Below are 22,112 nucleotides of genomic sequence, written 5' to 3' on the forward strand. Positions count from 1 at the left end.
CGGAGCCGGAAGCAGACAGAAGCCCGTTCCCGCATCCTGCGAGGGAGACCCATTGATGCGCTTTAGAACCGGGCTTGTCCTCACGCTTGCCGTCGTTGCCGTCATCCTGGGGCCGGGCCTCGTGATGAACGAGCGCGAGCCGGCGGACGAGGCGCTGGTCACGAGTTCCATCGGCGCCCCTCCCGCCACGACGCCGGAAGAGGCCGCCCCGCGGCAGATGGCCGCCCTGCCCGACGATTCGCCGAAGCCGCCTGAGGTTATCGTCCCGATCGTTCCACGCTGGCCCACGTTCGACCTGCCCGTCTTCCGCGAGGCCGTCGGTTTTTATCGCTCCGGCCAGCTCGATCAGGGTGACGCCGTCGCCGCGCGGGTGAGCGACCAGGCGACGCGCGACGCGCTGGAATGGATCGCCCTGCGCGCGAGCAGCGCGGGCATCGACCGGGTACGTATCGAAACCTTTCTCGCGCGCAATCCCGACTGGCCGGGCGCCGAAGCGCTCCGGCGCCGTGCCGAGGCGACCTTTCTGCAGGGCGCGCCGGCCGACGACGCGGTGCTGGCGTTCTTCGACAGGCAGGCGCCGGCGACGACGGTGGGGAGACTGGCCTACAGCCGCGCGCTCGCCGGCAGCGGGCGGGACGGGCAGGCGCTCGCCATCGCCCGCGCGCTCTGGCACCAGGAAGCACTGTCGCCCGCCGCGCGCCGTTCCCTGCTCGACACCCACGGCTCGGGCCTCTCCGCCGACAATCACCGCATCCGCCTGCGCAACATGCTCTATGCCGAACAGTGGGATGCGGCCACCGATGCCGCGCTGCGGGCGGGACGCGGGGAAGTGGCGCTCGCGGAGGCCTTCATCGCCGCGAGCAAGCGCACACGGGATGCGGGCAAGCTGCTCGACGCCGTTCCCCCCGCCATGCGCGACACGCCGGAATGGCTGCTCGCGAAGGCGCGCTTCGAGCGGCGCGGCGGCAACCTGAAGGAGGCGGCGGCCGCGCTCGCCCGCGCGGCGGCGAAGTCCGTGCGCGAGGAGCCGCCCGCGCCCGCCGGCGAGGCGGAAGACACGCCGGCGATCAAGGTCATCACAGCGCCCATTCCCGAAGACGCCATCGCTGAAGACGCAATGGCCGACAGCGGCACGACCGGCTCGCACTGGGCGCTGGAACAGCGCCTCGTCGCGCGCGCGCTGCTGGACGGCGGCAACGCGAAGGCCGCGTACGACGTGGCGGCCCTGCCGTTCGCCATCCGCGAATCGGACAGCATCGACGCCTCCTTTTTCGCCGGCTGGATCGCACTGCGCTTCCTCAACCAGCCGGAAAAAGCCGCCACGCATTTCGCCGAGGCTGCGCCGCACGCCACCCTGCCGATCTCGATAGCCCGCGTCGCCTACTGGCGCGGCCGCGCGGCACAGGCGCAAGGCAGGGAGGAAGAGGCGAAGACGTATTTCACGCAGGCCGCCGACCACGCCACGACCTACTATGGGCAGCTCGCACGCGAGAAGCTCGGCCTCAACGCCGTCGCCGTGCGTGCCCTGCCGGAACCCACCGCGCAGGCCCGCTTCGATCTGTCGCAGACCAAGGCGGTGCAGGCCGCGCGGCTGCTGTTCGAGGCGGATGAAGCCGACCTCGCGCTACAGTTTCTTCCCGGCCTCTCCCGCACGCTCGACGATGCCCATCTCGCGGCACTGGCGGAACTGGTGCAGGAATCGCGCGATGCGCGCGCGGCTCTCATCATGGGCAAGGCCGCGGCCTACAGGGGCAAGCCGTTCGACGTGCCGGCCTTCCCCACTTTTGGCATTCCCGGCGTGAACAGCGCGGCAATCGAGGAGCCGATGATCTACGCGATCACCCGGCAGGAAAGCGCCTTCGACGGCAAGGCGGTGTCCCACGCCGGCGCGCGCGGCCTCATGCAGCTCATGCCCGCCACCGCGCAGGCAACAGCGCGCGCCGCAGGCCTGCCGTTCGATCTCGCGCGGCTCACCAGCGATCCTGCCTACAACGCGCAACTCGGCGCGAACCATCTGGCGGAACTCGTCGAACGCTGGAAGGGCTCGTACATCCTCGCCATCGCCTCCTACAATGCCGGCCCGGGCAACGTGCGCAAGTGGATCGCGGCCTATGGCGACCCGCGCTCGGCCGGCATCGACCCCGTCGACTGGGTGGAGCGCATCCCCTTCACCGAAACGCGCAACTACGTGCAGCGGGTGCTCGAAAACCTGCAGGTCTATCGCCTGCGCCTCAACAGCGAGACGGCGCTGCTGCTCTCGCAGGACATGGTGCGCGGGCGCAACTGAAGCAGCAGGCGCCGCGCGCCCGTTTGTCCTGAAGTCCCCCCGCCTGTGCCGGTTTTCGCGCGCCCGAACATGAGCGAAAGCAAGGATTTATCCCCCGCGAATAATATAGTGGTCATATACGGGTGCTACGTGGACGGATGCAGCATGCATAGTGCTGTCCAGAACGACATGTCAGACATCCGACCTGATCACAACGCCAACGGGCGCCGGACGCGAGAAGCCGGGCGATCGCCGAGAGAGGAAAGAATGGCCACGAACAATACGTTCCGCGATGTCTACGTTTCGGCGAAGGATGGGTTGAAGCTGCATGTGCGCGAATACGGCCCGCGCGTCACGGATACGCCCGCTGTCGTCTGCCTGCCCGGCATGGCGCGGACCGCACATGATTTCCATCCGCTCGCGGAACTGCTCGCCAACGATCCGCAGCAGCCGCACCGCGTCATCTGCGTAGACTATCGCGGGCGTGGCCTCTCGGACTGGGACCCGGACTGGACGCACTACAACCCGCTCATCGAGATCGACGATCTGCAGCAGGTGCTTGCGGCGCTCGGCATTCCCAAGGCCATTTTCGTCGGCACCTCGCGCGGCGGGCTGATCGTTCTCGGCCTCGTCACCGTCGCGCCAGAACTCATCCACGCCGTTGTCTTCAACGACATCGGCCCGGTGGTCGAGCCGCAGGGGCTTGTACGCATCCGCGGCTATCTCGGCAAGCTGCCGAAGCCGGCCAATTTCGCCGACGCCGTCGCCATTCTGAAAAGCTATCAGGACGCGCAGTTCCCCACGCTCGGCCAGGAGGACTGGGAAGGCCTCGCCCACGGCACCTGGCACGAGATCGACGGCGAACTGAAGCTCGCTTACGATCCGGCGCTCAAGAACACGCTGGAGGGGCTAGACCTCACGGCCGCCGTGCCACCCCTGTGGCCGATGTTCGAAAGCCTGAAGGATTTGCCGGTGCTGGTGATGCGCGGCGAGAAGTCGGACATTCTGCGCCCCGAGACGCTGGCCGAGATGCAGGCCCGTCACGACAAGCTGGAAACGGTGCTCGTCGCCGACCAGGGGCATACGCCCGTCATGAGCCATCCCGACGTCAGCCAGCCCATCGTGAGCTTCATCAACCGCATCGGCCGCACAGGCGCGGCAGCGCACACGCCGCGCGAGGACGAGTGATCGCCGTTGAGTGATTACAGCGTGATCCGCATGCCGTCGTAGGCGGGCTCGATGCCGGCGGGCAGGCGTGCGGCGAGCGCATCGTAGTCGAGGTCGGCGTGCAGATCGGTGAGGACGGCGCGGCGAGGTGCGACGCGACCGATCAGGTCGAGCGCATCGTCGACGGAAAAATGCGACGGATGCGGACTGTAGCGCAGCGCGTCGAGAACCAGCACCTCAAGCCCGCGCAGGGGCACGAGGCTCTCCTCCGGCACGCTTCCAACATCGGGAATGTAGGCGATGGCGCCCGTGCCGCCGTTGAAACGGAAGCCGAGCGCATCGATCTCGCCGTGCCGCACGCGCACCGGCAGCACCTCGATCGCGCCGCCCGCCCCGTCGAAGATCAGGGGTCGGCCGGGCACGAGCCGGCGCAGCGACAGGATCGGCGGATAATTGCTTCCCTCCGGCGTGCTGAAGCAATACGAGAAACGCTCGGCCAGCAGCGCCTCGGTATGCGCGTCCGCATAGACGTCGAGCCTGTGGTGCATGGTCAGCACCAGCGTGCGCAGGTCGTCGATGCCGTGGGTGTGGTCCGCGTGTTCGTGCGTATAAAGAACGGCATCGAGCTTCGTCACCTCCGCATCGAGCAGTTGCTCGCGCAGATCGGGCCCGGTATCGACGAGAAGCTGCGTATCGCCTCCGTTCTCGCGGCGCGACACGAGGATGGAGCAGCGGCGGCGGCGGTTCTTCGGGTTATGCGGGTTGCATGCGCCCCAGCCGGCGCCGACGCGCGGCACACCGGCTGACGAGCCACAGCCCAGGATGGTGACGGTCAGCGTCATGCCGCGAGGCTTCCAGCGAGCCGATCCGTCCCGGCCTTGCTGAACAGCCGCCGGAAGTTCCCGGTCGTGAGTTGCGCCAGCGCCTGCTCGCTCATGCCGCGCACCTCCGCCAGCACCCGCGCCGTGTGGGCGACATAGGCGGGCTCGTTGCGCTTGCCGCGGAAGGGCAGCGGCGCGAGATAGGGCGCGTCCGTCTCCACCAGCAGCCGGTCAAGAGGCACCCGCAGGGCGATATCGCGGATTTCCTCGGATTTCTTGAAGGTCAGAATCCCGGAAAACGACACATAAAGCCCGAGTTCCACCCCCACTTCCGCCAGTTTCGGGCCTGAGGAGAAGCAGTGCAGCACGGCGGTGAAACGGCCCTTGGCCATTTCCTCGGACAGGATGGCGATCATGTCGTCGTCAGCGCTGCGGGCGTGGATCACCAGCGGCAGGCCGGTGGCGCGCGCCGCCGCGATATGGCGCACGAACACCTCTCTCTGCACGGCCATCGACTCGCGCTCATAGAAATAGTCGAGCCCGGCCTCGCCGATGGCGACGCAACGCGGATGCCCGGCGAGCGCCACGATCTCCGCCAGCGTCACGTCCGGCTCGTCCTTGGCCTGCATGGGATGCGTGCCGACGGAGAAGAACACGCCGGAATGCGCCTCGGCGATGGCGCGGTAGGTCGCGACCTGCCGCACCCGCGTGGAAATGGTCACTACCTGCCCCACCCCGGCGGCGGCGGCGCGCGCGAGCACGCCGTCCAGCTCGTTCGAAAAGTAGTCAAGGTGGCAATGCGAATCGACGAGCATCAGACGCTGCCCCCGTCCTCCGGTTCGACGTAGCGCGGAAACACGCCCGCCGGCTCCGGCAGCGCCGTGCCGGGCGCGATCCGGCCCGCCTCGCCGAGCGCGGCGAAATCGCGCGCGCCCGCCGGCACGGAGAGCAGGTCGAGCAGGCGCCCGGCCGCTTGCGGCGTCGCGATCTGGGCGAAGATCGCCACCTGGCGCAACACCTCGGCCGTGACGTAGAGCACCGTTCCCATGCGCTCGGGATCGGTCTTGCGCAAAGCCCACGGCGCCTGCGCCGCGAAGTAGCGGTTGGCGTCCGCCACCACGGCCCAGACATCGCCCAGGATTGAATGGAGGGCGAAATCCTCGATCGCCACACGCGCCTTGCCGAGCAGCGCATCGGCGGCCGCGAGCAGGGCACGGTCCGCTTCCTCCAGCGCACCGGGTGCGGGCAGCACGCCGTCGAGGTTCTTGGCGATCATCGACAGCGAGCGCTGCGCCAGATTGCCGAGATCGTTGGCGAGGTCGGCGTTGATGCGGTTGACGATGGCCTCGTGGCTGTAGCTGCCGTCCTGACCGAACGGCACCTCGCGCAGCAGGAAGTAGCGCAACTGGTCCACGCCGTAGGCCTGCGACAGCGCGATCGGGTCGATGACGTTGCCCACCGACTTCGACATCTTCTCGCCCCTGTTGAACAGGAAGCCGTGGCCGAAGACCCGCTTCGGGAGCGCCAGTCCCGCCGACATCAGGAACGCCGGCCAGTAGACGGCATGGAAGCGCGTGATGTCCTTGCCGATGATGTGCGCATCGGCCGGCCAGAAGCGCCAGTCCGCATCGTTCTCGTCGGGGAAGCCGACGCCGGTGAGATAGTTCGTCAGCGCGTCGACCCAGACATACATGACATGGCCCGGCGCGTCCGGCACCGGCACGCCCCACGAAAGCGTCGTGCGCGAGATGGACAGGTCCTGCAGGCCGCTCCTGACGAAGCTCACCACCTCGTTGCGGCGGCTGTCGGGGCCGATGAAGTCCGGGTGCTCATCGTAATAGGCGAGCAGGCGGTCCTGATAGGCGGACAGGCGGAAGAACCATGTCTGCTCCTCAGTCCATTCCACCGGCGTGCCCTGCGGGCCGTAGCGCACGCCGTCGCGCACGGTTGTCTCGCTCTCGTCGTAGAACGCCTCGTCGCGCACCGAGTACCAGCCCTCATAGGTGCCGAGGTAGATGTCGCCCGCCTCCTTTATCCGCCGCCACAGCTCCTGAGAGGCGGCGTAGTGCGCGGGCTCCGTGGTGCGGATGAAGCGGTCGCGCGAGATGTCGAGCGCGTCGGCCATAGCGATGAAGCGGGCGGTGTGGCGGTCCGACAGTTCCCGGGGGCTGATGCCTTCCTTCGCCGCCGTCTGCGCCATCTTCAGGCCGTGCTCGTCGACACCGGTCATGAAGAACACGTCATACCCGTCAAGGCGCTTGAAGCGCGCGATGGCGTCGGTCGCTATCGCCTCGTAGGCATGACCGATGTGGGGAGCGCCGTTAGGGTACGAAATCGCAGTCGTGATGTAGAAAGTCTCAGCGTCGGCCATTGAATCCGCCAAAGATGCGAAAACGCGGATTCATGCAGCACGGGCACGCCGGGCGGCATCCGCGAGTTCGCCGAATAGGGTGAGGACCAGCGGGCGGCGATCGAGATTCAAGACCTGCGTCTCGCGCGCCGCACGAGCGATGTTGTCCCACACCTCGACAAAACGCGCAAGCTTTGCCGGTCCCTCGCCGGCACGATTATGGATCAGCTCTGCAATCCAGTCATGCGTCGTGGACAGCAGCACGTTGAAGTCGGTTTCCGCCTCCCGCCCCGTCATCTCCTCCGCGAGCGCGTGAACCTGCGCGGGGTCGGCGGCCGGCAGCCCCTGCAGCAGCGCGCGTACCCGTTCCACGAGTGCGATCGTATGCGCGTCCATCAGGCCGAGCGCGGCGCGGACCGAGCCGTTGGCGAGTTCCGCCGCCCGCGCCAGCACGGCCGCCTCCGCATCGCCGAACGGCGCCGGCAGCGAGCGCACCGCGTTCACGACCTCCGCCGGCGGCAACCGGCGCAGCAGCAGGCGCCGGCAGCGGGAGCGGATGGTGGGCAGGGTGCGGCCCGGCGCATGGGCGACGAGCAGGAACAGCGCGCGCGGCGGCGGCTCCTCGATGACCTTGAGCAGCGCGTTGGCGCTGGAGATGTTCAGGTCCTCCACACTGTCGACGATGCAGATGCGATAACCGTCGTTGCCCGCTGTCGACGAGAACAACGCCAGCGCGCGGCGCACGGCATCCACGGGGATGATGGTGGACGCGGCCTTCTTCTCGCCCGCCGGCGCGCGCCGCAGCACGGCGAGATCGGGATGCGACAGAGCGGCGACCTTCGCCGCGACGCCGGCGGCGGGGTCGACCGCGAGAGAGGTAGCCCGCCGCACCGCCTCGCTCGCCGGATCGGGATGCGACAGCAGGAACCGCGCCGCGCGGTAGGCGAACGTCGCCTTGCCGATGCCCTGCGGCCCGCCGATCAGCCACGCATGATGCAGCCTGCCGGACCGGTAGGCGTCGAGAAACTCGTGCTCCGCCGCCTCAAGGCCGAACAGCGCCGTCTGCGCGCGCGGGTGCGGCGCACCGGGAAACTGGTCGGGCTCGGTATCGGCTCCGGTCATCATTCGTCACTTTCGGCCGCCGCATCCTCGGCGGCGGATGCAGACGTCCCGTCTTTTGCCGGCGAAAGCAGGCGTTCGTCAACCGCCTTCCAGATGCGGTCCCCGACGGTCTCGACCGGCGCGTCGGCGTCGATGACGACGCAGCGGTCGGGCTCCGCCGCCGCGATGGCGAGGAATCGCGCCCGCAGATCGCGGTGAAAAGCAGGCGCCTCGCCCTCGAAACGATCCGTTACCTCACCGCGCTGCCGGCGGCGCACGTCGGCACGGGCAAGCCCCACCTCAGGCGGCAGGTCGAGGATCAGGGTGAGGTCGGGCCGGTCGCCGCCGACCACCACACGTTCGAGCGCACGCAGCACGGCAGGTTCCGGCTCGCCCGTCGCGCCCTGATAGGCGGTGGTCGAATCGGAGAAGCGGTCGCAGATCACCCAAGCGCCGCGCGCGAGCGCCGGGCGGATGAGGGAATCGAGATGATCGATGCGGGCGGCCGAGAACAGCAGCGCCTCCGCCATCGGCCCGAGGAACTTCGTGCGGCCGGACAGGATCGCCTCGCGGATGGCCTCCGCCTTCGGCGACCCGCCGGGCTCCCGCGTGGCGACGACCTCCAGGCCGCGCGCCTCCAGCCGGGCGGCAAGCAGGCGCATCTGCGTGGATTTGCCGACACCCTCGCCGCCTTCCAGCGTGATGAACCGGCCCCTGCCGGACGCGAACGGCGCGCTCACATCAAACGCTCGAACGCGCGGCGCACGACGCCGGTGCCCCATTCCAGCGCCGCGTCGAGCGCCCGTTGGGACAGGGTGCCCCGCGCCACCGCCTCGCCGGTGACGAGCGGCACGTCGAGCGCCTTCAGCCGGCCGCGTTCCACCTGCAGATGGCCAACCGGCACGCCCTTGTCGACCGGCGCGATGACCGGGCCGCGATAGACGATGCGCGCCGAGATCCGCTCGTCCGACCCGCGCTGCACCAGCACGCGCACGGGCGTGGGCGACACCAGCACCACGCCGCCCTTCTCGCCGCCGAACACGCCGGCCTCGCCGATCACGTCGCTGGCGGCGAACAGTTCCCGCACCTCGAACGAGCGCAGGCCCCAGTCGAGCAGCTTGCGCGCCTCCGTGTCGCGCTCGCGCGCCGTCTTCGCGCCGGACACGACCACAATCAGCCGTTGGCCGTCCAGCACCGCCGAGCCGACGATGCCGTAGCCCGCCTGCTCGGTGAAACCGGTCAGGAGGCCGTCGGCGCCGATGTTGAGCGCCAGCAGCGGATTGCGGTTGCGCTGCTGGATCTTGCTCCACGTGAACTCCGGCTCGGAAAAGACACGGTAAAGCTCGGGGTAGGTAGCGATGACGTGCGCCGCCAGCCGCGCCAGATCGCGCGACGTCGTCACCTGCCCCTCCGCCGGCAGTCCCGAGGCATTGACGAAACTGGAGCGGGTCAGGCCGATCTCCGCCGCGCGCCGGTTCATTGCCCGCGTGAACGCCGTCTCGGTTCCCGAAATGCCTTCCGCAATGATGATGGCGGCATCGTTGCCGGAGGGAATGGCGAGGCCGCGCAGGAGATCGCGCACCGGGATGTTGCTGTTGACGGCCGCGAACATCGCCGTGCTGCGCGAGGGGGCGCCGCCCGTCCGCCATGCATATTCGGAAACGAAGAACTCCTTGTCGAGCGACAGGCGGCCTTCCCTGATCTCGTGGAACAGCACCTCCGCCGTCATGATCTTGGCCATGCTCGCCGGCTCGAACGGCTCGTCGGCGCCCTTCTCGAACAGGACGGTGCCGGTGCCGACATCGATGAGCAGTGCGCGCGGCAGATCGGTCTGGAAGCCTTGCGCGGCGGCGCGCCCGGCCGTTCCGCCCACGAGCAGGCACACCAGGACGAGCGCCTGAAGCACTGCCACGACGCGCCACGGCAACGACCGAAAACTCCAGACCATGCTCATCCCTTCCGCCATTCAGCGCCGAAGGAGCCGGAACTGCCTTTACCGTTCCGTCTTCTGGCGGCCGTTTGCGCCGAAAGTGACGAAGCGCTGCGGCGTCAGGTCCGACAGGGGCATCGGTTCAAAGAAGACGCCGGCCTTGTCCGTCTGCCCGGCGTAGGGCAGGCTCGCGACGAGCGAGCGCCGCGCCGGCGGCTGTTCGGCGTGCGTGGCCGACGAGGCGGCATTCGCGAAGACAGCGCGCCGGGGCGCGAGATCGAGCGGACGCGAGGGCGGGAGCGGCGCTGTCTCCGGGGCGGCCACCTCGCGTACGAGTTCGGTCAGGCCGCCTTCGGCAGCAGGCACGAAAGCCGTGGCGGGCTGAACGGGAACGGCAGGAGAAACGGGCGCGGGGGCCGGCGCCGGCGCGATCTCCGAAGCCGCGACCGGCGCGCCGACGGCGGCCACCTCGACCGGCGCAGGGGCGGGTGCGGACGGCATCGGGCGCGGGGCCGGGGCGGCGACGAGCGTTCTGGAAACGAGCGGCCTGTCGCTCTCGGTCGTCTCGTGCGCGACGCTGGCGACGACGGTCCGCGACGGCGCGACGGCGGGTGCAGGGGCCGGCGCTTCGGCGCGCGGCTCGGGCAGTGTCTCAGGACGCGGCTCGGCGCTCGCCACCATCACAGGTGCCGCAGGGACAACCGGGGCCACGGCGGGAGCGGAAGGTGCAGCGGCCGGAATGGCGGCGGGGGCGCCCGCGTTCAGCGTCGCGAGCAGCTTGCGGTCGTCGCTGCCGCCGAGCGAGGCGCGGCCGACGTATTCGACCTTGACGCGCGCGGTGCCCTGACGGTGGAAGTCGAGCGCCTCGGCGGCGGTGCGCGAAAGGTCGATCAGCCGGTTGCCGTGGAACGGGCCACGGTCGTTGACGCGCACCACCATCGAGCGGTTGTTGCTGAGGTTGGTGACGCGCACGTAGCTCGGCAGCGGCAGCGTCGGATGGGCGGCGGCGATGGAGTGCTTGTCGAAAATCTCGCCGTTGGCCGTCTTGCGGCCGTGGAAGGCGGACCCGTACCACGAGGCGGTGCCGACGGCGACGTAATTATCCGACTCGCGCGGCGTGAATTTTCTGCCGGCGACCGTGTAGGGCTTGCCGACCATGGCGCGCCCGCCGCCTTTGGGCACCTTGCCGTTGGTGACGACGCGCGGGCTGGGCTTGACGCCGTACTTGGGATCGACCTTGGCCGGGGAACTGACCTTGGCGCCGCCGGTCGACCGCGGCGCGGTGCTGCAGTTGGCCACGCCGAGCGCCAGCAGAGAGACACCCAGCAATTTCAGAATGATACCACAGGAGGAAGGTGGCGGACCGTCAACGAGAGGGACATCAGTCCCATCCGGATTTCCCGAACGAATCGTGATGTTGGCTCGTTTCGTCAACCGCATAGGCTCGTCCCGCATAATCGCCCTCATCGCCTGCCAGCGTCGACAGTAGGGCGGCATCTTGCGCATGCCACCGCTCATCCTGCGATAAGGAACGAACTTCGTTGACGGAACGTTAACAGGATCGTTCCGCTTGTTACAAGTGGGGACGGGCGCTTTCCCGTTCCCCGATTTGTAGAATGGTTACCGGCCGCCAGCCCCGGCGCGGCGTTGCCGCCGCGCCGGGCGGCGAATGGTCGCACCATTCGCCGTCTGGCTGCTTACGCCACCAGATCCCAGTCGCTGCCGGCGAGAGTGCGGCCGCCCACCTGGAACTCGTTGCTTTCGACGAAGGCCTGGCCGACGAGCCGGAAGTCGGTGCCGCCGTCGAGCTGCGCGATCCAGAAGGTCCGGCCGCCCTCATCCGCCGTGCGGGCGAGGACGTTCTCATACAGCGCGTCGACCAGGTCGCCGGACGACTTGCCGTTGCGGAACGCAGCCGCTTCGTCGGAGCCGCCGATCTGGGCGATGAGGACGGAAAGGTCCGCGCCCGTCGCGCTCTTGCCGGCCCAGAAGGAGAAGCCATCCGCGTCGCCCGCGACGGAGCGGCCGAGCAGCGCCCGGTAGACGCCCGCGAGTTCCGTCTGGTCGGTGGCGAACAGGTCCTGCTCGCTGTCGCCGAACACGATCTGCTGCACGTTGACGACGCTGATCGCGGCGCCGGTGTCCTTGTCGGTCACCACGGCACGGCCGCCTTCGATCGTGATCGTGTAGCGGCTGGCCGCGCCTTCCAGACGCAGGATGTCGTGGCCGGTGTCGCCATCGACGACGTCGTTGCCGCCCTGGCCGAGCAGGAAGCTGTTGTCGCCGGCATTGCCCGTGATCGCGTTGTTAAGCGCGTTGCCGGTGACGGAGGCATTGCCCGTGCCGGAGAGAACGACGTCCTCGATGTTGCCGGGCAGCGCGACCAGAGCGTCGCCGCTGTAGAACACGCGATCCACGCCGTCCGTGCCGTGGTCGGCCGAGAGCGCCGCCACGTCGCGGACGTAGATGTCGTGACCGCCGACGCCGTTGTTGCCTACAACGATGGAGCGCTCGCTGAAGTTCACCACGCGCGTGTCCTCGGTGGACGGCGTGTCGGCGACATCATACGGCGTCTCGGAGTAGTTCGCCTTGAGATACTCGGCGAAGGCGTCCTGCTCGGTGCCGGCCTTGGCGAAGGTGGCCGCGCCATCCTGGTCGGCGAGGGCATCGGTCAGCAGCACGAGTTCGGTGCCCGCGACGCGGTTGTTGACGAACGCGGTGTAGCCGTCGCCGCCGGTGGCGAGGTACGTCAGCGTCACCACCTTGATGGCGCGGTCGGCATCGCCCACGACCTCGCCGTTGGCGACAACGTTCTGGACCAGGTTGCCGGCATCATCGACGATGTCGAGGCTGACGACGCGGCCGCCCGCGGCGTGGGACGGATCGTAGACCACCTTGACGCCCGAGATCTGCGGGAAGGAGCCGGGGGTCGCGCCCGGGCGGACGCCCGAGAAGCCCTGCTCGAACACGTTGCGCAGGCCCTCGGCCGTCAGCGTGACGATGGCGAGGTCGTTGTTGAAGCGCAGCGAGTTGACGATGTCGAGCTGGGAGATGTCGCCTTCCAGCTTGCCGGCGCCCGGGTTGGCGGCCGGCGGCGCCAGGATGGCCTCGTCGCCGACGGCGTTGACGAAGCCGATGGCATCGCGGATGCCGCCGCCGTTCTTGATCGAGACGACGACGTCCGTGTCAACCTTGCGCGCCTCGGCGAGATTGGCGTCGGCGGTCAGGTTGCCGAGGTTGGTCTCCTGCGTGCGCACTTCGCTGCGGCGGCCTTCCAGGAACACGTCGGTACGGCCGAAGATGTTGCCGTCCTGCTCCTGGATGATGGTGCCGATGCCCTTGGTGGTGCGGTCGCCGCTCTCGTTCTTGGCGCCCCAGACGATCTCGTCGACGAGATAGCCCTTGCTGCCTTCCGCGAACGGATCGGCATCGCCCCACAGTTCCTTGACCTTCTCGTCCGTCGTGACGTAGGCGCCGTTGATGGTGTTGTCGAGGCTGTCGAGGATGATCTTGCCCTCGGCGTCGAACTCGACCACGAGACGGCCGACGTAGGAATACTCGTTGTCGGTGTTCACGATCAGCAGCGGATCGCCGTTCTTGTTGGCGGTGACGATCGGGTATTCGCCCTGGGCCTCGTCACCGTCGCGCAGCGTGTCGTTGCTGTCGGCGAGGCGCGTATGGGAGCCGCCGGCGACGATGATGTCGACGTTCTCCAGCAGCGGCGCGAGCGCCTGCTCGTTGCTGAGCTGCTGCAGATGGCTCTGCACGATGACCTTGTTGATGGTCGGGTCGGCGGCGAGGATGCGCGCCACCTCGGCGTTGATCTGCTGCGCGAGCAGCGCGATGTCGTCGCCGGTCGCGCCGATCACCTTCGTGTCGCCGGGAGAAGAAATGGTGGCGAGCGCCTGAGTCGTCGCGCCGACGATGGCGATCTTCTCGCCGCCCTCGGTGATCACCGTGGAGGGGGCGATCTTCTTGGCCGCGTCGCGGGCGAAGGAAGACGCCTCGCGGATGTCGTTGGTGTAGAGGCTGCCGAGGTTGCCGTCCTTCGAGAAGTCGAGGTTGGACGACAGGTAGGGGAACAGCGCGCCGATGCTGACGTCGTCAGCCGTGCCGACGATGCCGTCGGTGCCCGCCGCGGTGGCGATGATATCCTTGATCGCGGCCGTCTGGGAATCGAACTCGTGGTTGCCGAAAGTGGCCGCTTCCACGCCGATGATGTTCTGGATGGCGATGTCCGCCCGGCCGGCCGCGGCGCTCAGCGCCGTGAAGATGACCTCGACCTCGTCGGTGGAGAAGAACTGGCTGTAGACCGCGCGCAGCGTCGCCGCGAAGTCGCTGTCGGCGCCGGAAGCGTAGAACGGGCCGGGGATCCAGCCGTCGCCCGACGAGAGGATCAGCGTGTTATCGTACTGCTCTTCGAGAACGTCGATGATCGCGGCGAAGTTCGCGGCGCGGTCGAGGGCCTTGACGCCCGCTTCCCAATCCGACGCATGCAGGAGCTGCAGCTTGAAGTTACCGGCGGTGACTTCCTCGGCGGTGGTGACGACTGTGGTATCCGACATGAAACAGCTCCCTGGAGGGTAATCGGCGAGATGACGGCGTGTGTGCCACCGGAACGATTCGGACAACCGGCGGAACCCGGCCGGAACAACGGCCGATAACGACATTCCCCCCGATCCAACCCGGAAACCGTCCAAGTTGAAAACGCACACTGTTCAGATAACGATATCCGACGAATAGCGATTCCCGTTGACAGTTGGATGACCGCCGCGATTTACAAGCACCGGCGGGGAATTATGTGCACCGTATACCGTCGAAGGGGACGGAAAAACTTGATCGCGGAATGGTGCGTGCGGCGCCGACAAAATCCGCCGGAGGCCCCGACAAATCCGCACTGCGGAGTTGGCGTTTCAACCGCAAGCGATTATGGTGCGCGCGAACATCACACGGGCTGCCGGCGCGATCGCCCGGGCGGGAGCGGCAGTTGCGGACGATGAAGCTTGTCGCACTCTGGTGAAGGATCTCTGTCGATGGCCGCGAGCACCATTCCCCACTTCCACAACACGCCGGGCGTGCGCGTCATCCATGTCGGCTCGAAGGAATTCATGTGCATCGGCGCGCGTCCGCCCTTCGACCACCCCCACATCTACATCGACATGGGCGGTGATTCGGAAACCGTCTGCAGCTATTGCTCCACGCTCTACCGCTTCGATCCCTCGCTCGCCGAAGGCACCTGCATGCCGGCCGATTGTCTGTGGGAAGGCGACGAGGCGGCAGCCGCGTGACGCATCGGCGCTGAACGCCTCATGTCCATATCATCGGAGCCAATCGTCGTCGCCGGCGCCGGCATCGGCGGGCTGACCGCCGCGCTGCAACTGGCACGCCAGGGCATGTCCGTCACCGTGCTGGAGAAGCGGACGGCGCTGGTGGAAGCCGGCGCTGGCATCCAGCTTTCGCCGAACGCCAGCCGCGTGCTCGTCAGCCTCGGCTTCGGCGCCGCCATCGGCCGACGGGCGGTCGCGCCCGAACAACTGTCGATCAGACGGCTCGGGGATGGCCGCCAGCTCGCCACGATGCCGCTCGGCGCCGCGATTCGCACCCGCCACGGGGCGCCCTACTGGGTGATCCTGCGGGCAGACCTGCACGGCGTGCTGCTCGATGCCGCGCGTGCCGAACCCGGCATCAGGCTGCTGGTCGGCAAGCACGTCACCGGTATGGCGGAGCGCGACGATCACGCGGAAGTCCACTTCGAGACGGGGAACGGCACGCCGCAAACGTTGCGCACGCCGTTGCTGATCGGCGCGGACGGCGTGCGGTCGAAGCTGCGCAGCGTCATCGGCGACGGCGACGCGCCGCGCTTCCGCAACTTCGAGGCATGGCGCTGCGTGATCCCGCGTGACAGCGTTCCCGAGCGTCTGCGCGCCCACGACGTCGTCGCCTGGCTCGGCCGGAACGCGCATGTGGTGCACTATCCCGTCGCCGGCGGCGGTGCCTGGAACCTCGTCGTCATCGTGCGCAGCCAATCTGCCGCCGAGGGCTGGGGACTGCCCATGGAGCACGGCAAGCTGGGGGCCTTCCTCGCTTCCATCCCCGCCCCCGCGCTCGGGGACCTGCGCGCCCTGCTGCTGGGCGGCGAGAACTGGCGGCTGTGGTCGCTTCACGATGCGCTGCCCGCAGTGCGCTGGAGCACGCCCCACGCCACCCTGTTGGGTGACGCCGCCCATCCCGTGCTGCCCTTTCTGGCGCAAGGCGGCGCCATGGCGATCGAGGATGCGGCCGTGCTCGGCGAGGCGCTCGCCGTGCACGCCGGCAATACCCGCGCCGCGCTCGCGGCCTATGAGGAGGCGCGCTATCCGCGCGTGCGCCGCGTCATGGAGGAATCGCGCAGCAACGGGCGCTCTTTCCACTTCTCCGGCGCGATCGCGGTGGTCCGCGACCTGCTTCTGCGCCACTTCGGCGCCGAGGGGCTGAACAGGCGCTACGACTGGCTGTACGGCTGGCAGCCGGACTGACAACGAAGCGTAGAAATGGTCTATATCAGAGCTGCTGCGCGGCAAACGTGTCGCACGCGGCGATCTTGCCGTTCTGGAAGCCGCGCGTGAACCAGCGCATCCGCTGCGCCGAGGAACCGTGGGTGAACGAATCGGGCACCACCCGGCCTTGGGAAGCCTGCTGCAGCCGGTCGTCGCCGATGGCGGAGGCGGCGTTCAGCGCCGCCTCGATGTCGCCGGGTTCGAGCGCGTTCCAACCCGTGTTGCTGTGATAGGCCCACACGCCGGCGAGGCAGTCGGCCATCAGCTCCACCCGCACAGACAGCCGGTTCGCCTCGGCCTGCGAGCCCGCCTGCTGCTGCGCCCGCTGCACCTTGGGCAGGATGCCGAGCAGATTCTGGACGTGATGGCCGACCTCGTGCGCGATCACATAGGCATAGGCGAAGTCTCCCCCGGCGCGGAAGCGGCTGCGCATCTCCTCGAAGAAAGCGACGTCGAGATACACCTTCTGGTCCAGCGGGCAATAGAACGGCCCCATGGCCGACTGCGCCGAGCCACAGCCGGAGCGCGTGCCGCCCGTGTACATCACCAGGCCAGGTTGGCGATAAGGCGTTTGCGTCTGCTGCGGCAGCACTTTCCCCCAGACATCCTCCGTGTTGCCGAGAACGGCCGCCACGAACTGGCCGTCCTTATCCGAAGGGGTGCCGGGCTTGGTCTGCTGTTCGGTGACGTATCCCGAGCTGCCGCCCGTCAGCATTTCCGCGCCGCTGATCAGGACGCGCGGATCTATGCCGAGCGCCCAGCCCACGAGGCCGAGCACCACAAGCGCCCCGATGCCGAGGCCGCCGCCTCCGCCCGTCGGCAGCCGGAAGCCCCCGTCGCCGCCACGCCTGTCCTCGATGTTGCCGGAACGGCGAAAATCATCCCAACGCATGGTGCTCTCCCCGACAGGCGCAGCTCCGCCGCCTGAATTTCCTCTGGATAACGTGCATAACGGCAAACGGGTTCAAACCACAAGACAGCACCGCCCGCCCGCCGGCCCGTGCGGCCACACTTGACGCGCCTTCGCCATTCATGGCAGAAAGCGGGCCGGTCTGGAATGGGCCGGATGCCGGGTTAGCTCAGTTGGTAGAGCAACCGCCTTGAATCACGAGTGCCCCGGGAGAAATTCCGGGAGTAGAACTGCCCAAACTCGGGGAACGCTAACGCCGATCCGGCCACGCCAATCCCGAGCCAAGCCCCTGAGCCTCACGACGGGGAAGGTGTAGAGACTAGACGGGCAGCGCCTAAGGCCTCGCGGGGCTATGGCGAAGGGATAGTCCAGACCACGAACGCAAGCGGGAGCACGGGCTCGCGCGGCAAAAGCGATTGCGGCGGCGAAAGCCGAAGTGGGACGGTAAGCGGTAGGTCGTCAGTTCAAGTCTGACACTCGGCACCATACATCTTCCGAAGCAGTTGCGACTGCCGAGGAGTTACATCAGGCAGTTTCAGTGCCCGCCCTGCGCCCCCAGGACGACGGGATCGACTGCGCCTCAGCACCGCGACAACTTTATATACGATGCAGAAGCTTCTGCCTTGGCCAAGCGGCAGCGGATGACCATCCCGTTACGACGCCACGGGCATCAGCGAACGCCAGCCGGCGGAGCCATCGTACTTATTCGTATGGTATCTGGCTGCACAATCTTTGCAGACCCCGGTTGGGCGGCCGGCGCATCGTGCGCCGGCGTTTCTTCAGCATCTTGCCGCCCGGGCAGGTGTATTCGTTGGCTTCGGGATCGCCGGGGTGACGCGACTGTCCTCAGTAACGACATGGCTGCGCGCAATTATGTCCTCTCCGTATTCACACAGGAGAGCATCTTAAAAATAATCGTTTAATTACAAATAGATGTCCGGCTGGCACGGAACATGCTTCACAAAATACAAGGGGAGACGGCACTCCCTATCGACAACAAACATCGAGAGGAACGTCATGAGAAAATGGGCTCTCGCCGGCCTCGCCATGCAGATGGCGCTGGGCATGGGCGCTTCGCAGGCTGCGGAAGAAGTTAAGATCGGCGTCATGACCGACCTGTCCGGACCGGACAGTGACATGGCCGGCGCCGGCTCCGTTCTCGCCGCGCAGATGGCGGTCGAGGACGCGGGCGGCGTGGCGGGCAGCCGCAAGGTGGTCCTGATTTCGGCGGACCATCAACGCAAGCCCGACGTGGCCTCCTCGCTCGCGACACGCTGGTACGACAATGAGGGCGTGGACCTGATCCTCGACGTGCCGCTTTCCTCCGCCGGGCTCGCGGTGCAGGAGATCGCCCGGCAGCGCGGCAAGGTGGTGATCTTCGCCACTTCCGCCACGTCGGACCTTACCGGCAAGGCCTGTTCGCCGACCGGTTTCCACTGGGTCTACGACACCAAGGCCGTGGCCAACGGCACCGCCGCCGCCGTGACGCGGGACGGCGGCAAGGACTGGTTTTTTGTCACCTCCGACTACGCCTTCGGCCACGCAATCGAGCGCGACGCCACGGCCGTGATCGAGGCGAACGGCGGCAAGGTCACCGGCCGCGTCCGCCACCCGGTGTCCAATGGCGACTTCTCCTCGTTCCTGCTCCAGGCGCAGTCCTCCAAGGCCAGCGTGATCGGCCTCGCGAATTCGGCCAACGACCTCACCGGCTCTCTGCGGCAGGCCAGCGAATTCGGCATCGCGCAAGGCGGACAAAGGGTCGCGGCGCTGCTCGCCTTCATCACGGACGTGCACAGCCTCGGTCTGCCGGTAGCACAGGGCACCTTCCTGACGGAGAGCTTCTACTGGGATCTCGACGACGAGACGCGCGAATGGTCGGCGCGCTTCGCCCAACGCCACAACGGCGCGAAGCCGACCATGATCCAGGCCGGCATCTACAGCGCCACCAGGCACTATCTGAAGGCCGTCGCGGCGGCCGACAGCAAGGACGGCCCGACCGTCGCGGCCAAGATGCGTGAAATCCCGGTCAACGACTTCATGACCAAGGATGCGCAGATCTGGGCCTCGGGCTGGGTGAACCGCGACTTCTACCTGTTCAAGGTCAAGTCGCCCGAGGAGTCGAAGGGTCCCTGGGACTATTACACGCTGGTTGCGAAGGTGCCCGCCGACGTTGCCAAGCCCGCCGGCTCCGACGACGCCTGCGAACTGATGAAAAAGGGCGGCTGAACCTTCCCGCCTGCGCGAAACGGATAATGCCGCCGGCGCGTCCGGCGGCAGATGGGTAGACGCTCGGAGATAGCGCATGACCGCTCCCCTTCTGACACTGCATTCCCCCGCCAAAGCCCGGCGCCATTACGAGCGAGGCCTGTGGCGCGACGAGACCCTGTACATGCTCCTCGCGCAGCACGCGGAAGAGCGGCCGGGTGCCTTCGCCCTGCAGGACCGCCGCCACCGCCTCACCTGGGCGCGGCTCAAGCAATGGGTGGACAGCGTCGCCGCGGATCTTGCAGCCGCCGGCCTGGGCGCCGGAGACCGCGTGGCGGTATGGCTGCCCAACCGGGTGGAAAACCTGATCGTCTTTCTTGCGTGCTCGCGCAACGGCTATGTCTGCATCCTGTCGTTGCATCAGAACCACACGGCGGGCGAGGTGCTGACGCTGCTGAAGCGCTGCTCCGTGCGGGCGTTTCTCGGTCAGGTCGGTTATGGCGCGGATGCTGCGCTCAACGACATCTTCGGGCGTCTGGGCGAGCTTGACACGCTCCGCCGCACCTACGTGCTGGACCCGGCGGACGGGCCGGCGCCTGCCCGCCCCGACGGAACGCTGCCCTTCCCCGGCATCGACACGCGGGCGGAGCCGCCGCCGGTGGACACCGATCCGGACAAGGTGGTCTATATCGCCTTCACTTCCGGCACCACGGGCCAGCCCAAGGCGCTCATGCATTCCGACAACACGCTTCTCGCCAACGGCCGCGCCATGGTGGCGGACTGGGGGCACGGCGGCGACACCGTTCTCTACTGCCTCGGCCCGCTGAGCCATCATCTGTCCATGGTGGCGTTCGAACAGGCGATCGTGAGCGGCTCGGAGTATATCACCAACGATCTTGCCAGGGGCATGAAGGCCCTCGACCGTATTATCGAGACGCGCGCGACCTACGTGATGGGCGTGCCGACACACGCCATCGACATCCAGCAGGATGCGGCGGCGCGCGGACTGGGAAAGATCGGCGATGTCGCGGTGTTCTACATGTCCGGTGCCTCGATTGCCCCGGAGATCGCGCGCCGCTTCCTCGATTTCGGCATCACACCGCAGAACACCTACGGCATGACGGAGAACGGCTCGCATACCACCACGCTGCGGGACGACAGCTTCGAGACGATGGTAGGCACGGTCGGTCAGTGCTGCGGGCGGGCCAATCCCTGTTACGAGCTGAAACTCTGGAGGGCGGACGACCGCGACACGCCGGCCGGGCCCGGCGAGATCGGCGAGCTTGGCGGGCGCGGCGCCTCCCTCATGCTCGGCTATTTCGCCAACCAGGAGGCGACCGAGAAATCCTTCAACCGCCATGGCTGGTTCATGTCCGGCGATCTGGCGCGGATGGATGCGGCCGGCAACATCGAGATCGTCGGCCGCTCGCGCGATATCGTCATCCGCGGCGGGCACAATATCTATCCCGTCGAGATCGAGAGCCTCGCCCTGCGCCATCCGGACGTCGCCACGGCCGCCGCGTTTCCGATGCCGGACGAGCGCCTGGGCGAGAAGGTGTGCCTGGCCGTGCTGCCGGTGGAAGGGCGCGAGGTCGAGGTGGAGGCGATGCTGGCGCACCTGGCCAGCGAGGGGCTGTCAAAATACGACATGCCGGAATACTTCCTCGCCGTGGAATCCTTCCCCCTGACCGCAAGCGGCAAGATCCTCAAGCGCGTGCTGGCCGAACAGGCCCGCAACGGCGAGCTTGCCCCCCTCCCCGTGCGCTACCGGGCGCCCCCGACCGGCGCCTGATAGCCAAAAGGACGAAGGACGTCAGCCTTGCGGCCGCGTGGCGGCCCTCTCGAACAGCAGCGAGCGCGACACATGGCGATCAACTACGCTGCCCTGAAGCAGCGCCCCTTCCCGGACATCGCCCACACCTACGGACCCACGGATTGCATCCTCTACGCGCTCGGCGTTGGCGCGGGGATGGATCCGGAGGACGGAGGCGCGCTGGCCTTCACGTGGGAGCGGGAGCTGAAGGCGCTGCCCACCATGGCGGCGGTGCTCGGCTATCCGGGTTTCTGGCTGCAGGAGCCCGATACCGGGCTGGACTGGAAGACGGTGCTGCACATCGATCAGGAAATCGTCCTGCATCGTCCGCTCGCCACGTCCGGCACAGTGATCGGACGTACCCGGATCGAGGAAATCCACGACCGCGGCGTGAGGGACGGCGTCGGCCGCGGTGCGCTGCTGCATACGCGGCGCGACATCGTGGACGGGATGACCGGCGCCCCGGTTGCCACCGTGCGCCTCACCGAGCTGTGCCGGGGGGAAGGCGGGTTTGGCGGTCCGCCACCTCCCCGGATCGTTACCCGGCCCTTTCCTGAAGACGAGCCGGACGGGAGCCTTCTTCTGCCCGTCTCGCCGCAGGCCCCGCTCATCTATCGCTTGTCCGGCGACGACAACGCGCTGCACGTGGACCCCGCAACCGCACGCGCGGCCGGGTTCGAACGGCCCATCCTGCACGGTTTGTCCACCTTCGGCATGGCCGGGCGCGCAGCGCTGCGCTTCTTCTGCGGGGATGAGCCGGCGCGATTGAAAGCCATGCGGGTGCGCTTCACCGCCCCTGTCCTGCCCGGCGACACGTTGCGCGTCGACATGTGGCGCTCGGCGCCGGGACAGGGCCGCTTCCGGGCCTTCGTCGCACGCGAAGACCGGCTCGTCCTCGACGACGGCGACGTGGAATTTCACCCGAGCCCGAGCGCGTTACGATCGGATGGAAGAACCTGTCGGATGGAAGAACCTGATCGATAAGAATTCGCTCAAAATTAATAACTCAGATC

At 67.8% G+C, this 22,112-nt stretch carries 16 protein-coding genes; 7 read left to right on the forward strand and 9 right to left on the reverse strand.

Annotated elements, in window-relative coordinates:
• The first annotated feature begins 55 nt into the window (after window positions 1-55).
• On the forward strand, window positions 56-2,287 hold the full coding sequence (locus ACFFJ7_RS04900; protein ID WP_377590922.1) for a lytic transglycosylase domain-containing protein: 2,232 nt from the start codon (window positions 56-58) through the stop codon (window positions 2,285-2,287).
• A 246-nt stretch (window positions 2,288-2,533) separates the two neighbouring features.
• Entirely contained in the window at window positions 2,534-3,454 is a 921-nt protein-coding gene (locus tag ACFFJ7_RS04905) for an alpha/beta fold hydrolase (RefSeq protein ID WP_377590923.1), read from the forward strand.
• Window positions 3,455-3,468: 14 nt separating this feature from the next.
• Here the strand turns inward: ACFFJ7_RS04905 and ACFFJ7_RS04910 are convergent, their stop codons facing one another.
• The 8 genes from ACFFJ7_RS04910 to ACFFJ7_RS04945 form a co-directional block, all read right to left on the reverse strand.
• Window positions 3,469-4,275, reverse strand: a complete 807-nt coding sequence (locus tag ACFFJ7_RS04910; RefSeq protein ID WP_377590924.1) for an MBL fold metallo-hydrolase — start codon at window positions 4,273-4,275, stop codon at window positions 3,469-3,471.
• Window positions 4,272-5,069 carry a TatD family hydrolase gene (locus tag ACFFJ7_RS04915; protein ID WP_377590925.1) on the reverse strand — a complete coding sequence of 266 codons (798 nt, stop codon included), beginning with the start codon at window positions 5,067-5,069 and terminating at the stop codon, window positions 4,272-4,274. Before ACFFJ7_RS04915 ends, ACFFJ7_RS04910 begins: the two co-directional genes overlap by 4 nt.
• Window positions 5,069-6,637 carry a methionine--tRNA ligase gene (gene metG / locus ACFFJ7_RS04920; protein ID WP_377590926.1) on the reverse strand — a complete coding sequence of 523 codons (1,569 nt, stop codon included), beginning with the start codon at window positions 6,635-6,637 and terminating at the stop codon, window positions 5,069-5,071. Before metG ends, ACFFJ7_RS04915 begins: the two co-directional genes overlap by 1 nt.
• An 18-nt stretch (window positions 6,638-6,655) precedes the next feature.
• Entirely contained in the window at window positions 6,656-7,726 is a 1,071-nt protein-coding gene (locus tag ACFFJ7_RS04925) for a DNA polymerase III subunit delta' (RefSeq protein ID WP_377590927.1), read from the reverse strand.
• Window positions 7,726-8,445: a dTMP kinase gene (gene tmk, locus ACFFJ7_RS04930; protein ID WP_377590928.1), complete on the reverse strand. Its 720-nt coding sequence runs from the start codon at window positions 8,443-8,445 to the stop codon at window positions 7,726-7,728. Before tmk ends, ACFFJ7_RS04925 begins: the two co-directional genes overlap by 1 nt.
• The gene (locus ACFFJ7_RS04935; RefSeq protein WP_377590929.1) at window positions 8,442-9,653 is read right to left on the reverse strand and encodes a D-alanyl-D-alanine carboxypeptidase family protein; all 1,212 of its coding nucleotides are present in this window, start codon (window positions 9,651-9,653) and stop codon (window positions 8,442-8,444) included. The genes tmk and ACFFJ7_RS04935 overlap by 4 nt, the downstream gene beginning before the upstream one ends.
• A 45-nt stretch (window positions 9,654-9,698) precedes the next feature.
• A complete protein-coding gene (locus ACFFJ7_RS04940) occupies window positions 9,699-10,964 on the reverse strand; it encodes a septal ring lytic transglycosylase RlpA family protein (protein ID WP_377590930.1) in 1,266 nt (421 codons plus the stop codon).
• A 368-nt stretch (window positions 10,965-11,332) separates the two neighbouring features.
• Entirely contained in the window at window positions 11,333-14,200 is a 2,868-nt protein-coding gene (locus ACFFJ7_RS04945) for a 5'-nucleotidase C-terminal domain-containing protein (RefSeq protein ID WP_377590931.1), read from the reverse strand.
• Between the two features lie 468 nt (window positions 14,201-14,668).
• Between ACFFJ7_RS04945 and ACFFJ7_RS04950 the strand changes: the two genes are divergently transcribed.
• Together ACFFJ7_RS04950 and ACFFJ7_RS04955 are read left to right on the forward strand one after the other, a co-directional pair.
• On the forward strand, window positions 14,669-14,923 hold the full coding sequence (locus ACFFJ7_RS04950; RefSeq protein WP_166947752.1) for a zinc-finger domain-containing protein: 255 nt from the start codon (window positions 14,669-14,671) through the stop codon (window positions 14,921-14,923).
• 21 nt (window positions 14,924-14,944) lie between these two features.
• Window positions 14,945-16,150: an FAD-dependent monooxygenase gene (locus ACFFJ7_RS04955; protein WP_377590932.1), complete on the forward strand. Its 1,206-nt coding sequence runs from the start codon at window positions 14,945-14,947 to the stop codon at window positions 16,148-16,150.
• 25 nt (window positions 16,151-16,175) lie between these two features.
• On the opposite strand, the gene ypfJ is transcribed toward ACFFJ7_RS04955, so the two are convergent.
• Window positions 16,176-17,063, reverse strand: coding sequence for a KPN_02809 family neutral zinc metallopeptidase (gene ypfJ / locus ACFFJ7_RS04960; protein WP_166947756.1), 888 nt, complete (start codon window positions 17,061-17,063; stop codon window positions 16,176-16,178).
• Window positions 17,064-18,098: 1,035 nt separating this feature from the next.
• On the opposite strand from ypfJ, the gene ACFFJ7_RS04965 reads away from it, so the two are divergent.
• The 3 genes from ACFFJ7_RS04965 (at window position 18,099) to ACFFJ7_RS04975 (ending at window position 22,083) form a co-directional block, all read left to right on the forward strand.
• Window positions 18,099-19,307, forward strand: coding sequence for an ABC transporter substrate-binding protein (locus ACFFJ7_RS04965; RefSeq protein ID WP_377590933.1), 1,209 nt, complete (start codon window positions 18,099-18,101; stop codon window positions 19,305-19,307).
• 76 nt (window positions 19,308-19,383) lie between these two features.
• Complete coding sequence (locus ACFFJ7_RS04970) at window positions 19,384-21,078, forward strand: class I adenylate-forming enzyme family protein (protein WP_377590934.1); 1,695 nt, start codon at window positions 19,384-19,386, stop codon at window positions 21,076-21,078.
• Between the two features lie 72 nt (window positions 21,079-21,150).
• The gene (locus ACFFJ7_RS04975) at window positions 21,151-22,083 is read left to right on the forward strand and encodes a MaoC family dehydratase (protein ID WP_377590935.1); all 933 of its coding nucleotides are present in this window, start codon (window positions 21,151-21,153) and stop codon (window positions 22,081-22,083) included.
• Window positions 22,084-22,112 lie beyond the last annotated feature (29 nt).

The sequence above is a fragment of the Pseudochelatococcus lubricantis genome, from assembly GCF_042432495.1.
Taxonomy (GTDB): domain Bacteria; phylum Pseudomonadota; class Alphaproteobacteria; order Rhizobiales; family Beijerinckiaceae; genus Pseudochelatococcus; species Pseudochelatococcus lubricantis.

What these genes read in the sequence shown, in the direction of transcription:
- ypfJ (WP_166947756.1), bottom strand. Translation starts at nt 17,063, where the DNA reads ATGCGTTGGGATGATTTTCGCCGTTCCGGCAACATCGAGGACAGGCGT.
- ACFFJ7_RS04945 (WP_377590931.1), bottom strand. Translation starts at nt 14,200, where the DNA reads ATGTCGGATACCACAGTCGTCACCACCGCCGAGGAAGTCACCGCCGGT.
- ACFFJ7_RS04975 (WP_377590935.1), top strand. Translation starts at nt 21,151, where the DNA reads ATGGCGATCAACTACGCTGCCCTGAAGCAGCGCCCCTTCCCGGACATC.
- ACFFJ7_RS04910 (WP_377590924.1), bottom strand. Translation starts at nt 4,275, where the DNA reads ATGACGCTGACCGTCACCATCCTGGGCTGTGGCTCGTCAGCCGGTGTG.
- ACFFJ7_RS04970 (WP_377590934.1), top strand. Translation starts at nt 19,384, where the DNA reads ATGACCGCTCCCCTTCTGACACTGCATTCCCCCGCCAAAGCCCGGCGC.
- ACFFJ7_RS04900 (WP_377590922.1), top strand. Translation starts at nt 56, where the DNA reads ATGCGCTTTAGAACCGGGCTTGTCCTCACGCTTGCCGTCGTTGCCGTC.
- ACFFJ7_RS04950 (WP_166947752.1), top strand. Translation starts at nt 14,669, where the DNA reads ATGGCCGCGAGCACCATTCCCCACTTCCACAACACGCCGGGCGTGCGC.
- ACFFJ7_RS04905 (WP_377590923.1), top strand. Translation starts at nt 2,534, where the DNA reads ATGGCCACGAACAATACGTTCCGCGATGTCTACGTTTCGGCGAAGGAT.
- ACFFJ7_RS04965 (WP_377590933.1), top strand. Translation starts at nt 18,099, where the DNA reads ATGAGAAAATGGGCTCTCGCCGGCCTCGCCATGCAGATGGCGCTGGGC.
- ACFFJ7_RS04925 (WP_377590927.1), bottom strand. Translation starts at nt 7,726, where the DNA reads ATGACCGGAGCCGATACCGAGCCCGACCAGTTTCCCGGTGCGCCGCAC.
- ACFFJ7_RS04935 (WP_377590929.1), bottom strand. Translation starts at nt 9,653, where the DNA reads ATGGTCTGGAGTTTTCGGTCGTTGCCGTGGCGCGTCGTGGCAGTGCTT.
- ACFFJ7_RS04955 (WP_377590932.1), top strand. Translation starts at nt 14,945, where the DNA reads ATGTCCATATCATCGGAGCCAATCGTCGTCGCCGGCGCCGGCATCGGC.
- ACFFJ7_RS04915 (WP_377590925.1), bottom strand. Translation starts at nt 5,069, where the DNA reads ATGCTCGTCGATTCGCATTGCCACCTTGACTACTTTTCGAACGAGCTG.